Source organism: Agromyces binzhouensis, from assembly GCF_004135055.1.
GTDB lineage: Bacteria > Actinomycetota > Actinomycetes > Actinomycetales > Microbacteriaceae > Agromyces > Agromyces binzhouensis.
On record NZ_SDPL01000489.1, the window covers coordinates 1 to 2,006 of the forward strand.

Genomic DNA, 2,006 nt, shown 5'->3' on the forward strand with positions numbered 1-2,006 from the left:
CGCGCCGGCGGCCGAGCCCGAGCCCGACGAGGCGTCGGCCGAGACCGGCGGCGCCGCAGCCGATGCCGAGGCGGATGCCTCGGTCGACAGCACCGCCGCCGAGGCATCCGAGTCCGGCGAATCGACTTCGGCCGAGTCGCCGATCCCGCCGGTGCTCTCGACCACGTCGCTCATCTTCCACGCCCCGCCCGTGTACACCCCGCCGGCCGGGTCCGGACCCGAGCGCGACGACGATCGCGCCGCCGGGCGCGAGGCTGCAGACCGCGAGGCCTCGAGCGTGCGCCGCCGCTCGCGTCGGCGCAGCGGCGACGAGTCGCGCGGGAACGAGGACGATCCCGCGAACACGGTCGTCAAGGTCCGCAAGCCGCGCGAGCCCGAGCTCATCACCGAGCCCCAGAAGGTCAAGGGCTCCACGCGCCTCGAGGCGAAGAAGCAGCGTCGCCGCGACGGGCGCGACGCCGGTCGCCGTCGTGCGGTGATCACCGAGGCCGAGTTCCTCGCGCGCCGCGAGTCGGTCGACCGCCGGATGGTCGTCCGCCAGAAGGGCGGTCGCATCCAGATCGGCGTGCTGGAGGACGACGTGCTCGTCGAGCACTACGTCGCCCGCAACCAGGACGCGTCGCTGATCGGCAACGTCTACCTCGGGCGCGTCCAGAACGTGCTGCCCTCGATGGAGGCCGCCTTCGTCGACATCGGCCGCGGTCGCAACGCCGTGCTCTACTCGGGCGAGGTCGACTGGGACGCCGCCGCTGAGAACGGCGAGAAGAACCAGCCCCGCCGCATCGAGCTCGCACTGAAGCCGGGCGACCGCGTCCTCGTGCAGGTCACGAAGGACCCGGTCGGCCACAAGGGCGCCCGACTGACGAGCCAGATCTCGCTGCCCGGCCGTTACCTCGTGTACGTGCCGAACGGCTCGATGAACGGGATCAGCCGCAAGCTGCCCGACACCGAGCGCGCACGGCTGAAGAAGATCCTGAAGGAGGTGCTCCCCGAGAACCAGGGCGTCATCGTCCGCACGGCCGCCGAGGGCGCCACCGAGGAGCAGCTCACGCGCGACGTGAACCGCCTGATCTCGCAGTGGCAGGACATCTCGCAGACCGTCGAGAAGGCCCAGGCCCCGGCCCTGCTGCACTCCGAGCCCGACCTGCTCATCAAGATCGTCCGCGACGTCTTCAACGAGGACTTCCAGAAGATGATCATCGCGGGCGACGAGGCGCGTCGGACCATCGAGAAGTACCTCGGCCAGGTCGCACCCGACCTGCTCGAGCGCGTCGAGGCGTACGAGGGCGAGCGCGACGCGTTCGACGAGTTCCGCATCTCCGAGCAGATCGAGAAGGCGCTCGACCGCAAGGTCTGGCTGCCGTCGGGCGGTTCGCTCATCATCGACCGCACCGAGGCGATGACCGTCGTCGACGTCAACACGGGCAAGTTCGTCGGCTCCGGCGGCAACCTCGAGGAGACGGTGACCAAGAACAACCTCGAGGCGGCCGAGGAGATCGTCCGCCAACTGCGGCTCCGCGACATCGGCGGCATCATCGTGGTCGACTTCATCGACATGGTCCTCGAGTCCAACCGCGACCTCGTGCTGCGCCGGCTCGTCGAGTGCCTCTCCCGCGACCGCACGAAGCACCAGGTCGCCGAGGTCACCTCGCTCGGCCTCGTGCAGATGACCCGCAAGAAGCTCGGCCTGGGGCTCCTCGAGACCTTCAGCGAGCCCTGCGAGGTCTGCGCCGGTCGGGGCATCATCGTGCACCACGAGCCGGTGGCGAAGCACCGCGCGCCCCAGCAGCAGGTCGAGCGCCGTCGCAACCGCGGCGGCGGCAACGGCGGCGGCCAGCCGCAGCAGCCGGCGACCGACAAGGCGCACCAGGGCACCCACGCGATCACGGAGGACGTCAAGAACGCCCTCGCGCAGATCGCGGCGTCCACCGTCGCGCACCAGGAGCAGCGTCCCGCCGCGGCGGCGACCGCAGCCGACGGGGCGGCGGCCGCCGATGCGACGCAGG

General features: G+C 71.1%; 1 protein-coding gene. It reads left to right on the plus strand.

The genetic code is table 11. The features are described from left to right. Window positions 1–2,006, plus strand: a 2,006-nt coding sequence (locus ESO86_RS16000) for an Rne/Rng family ribonuclease (RefSeq protein ID WP_242492414.1), incomplete at both ends; no start/stop codon positions are given.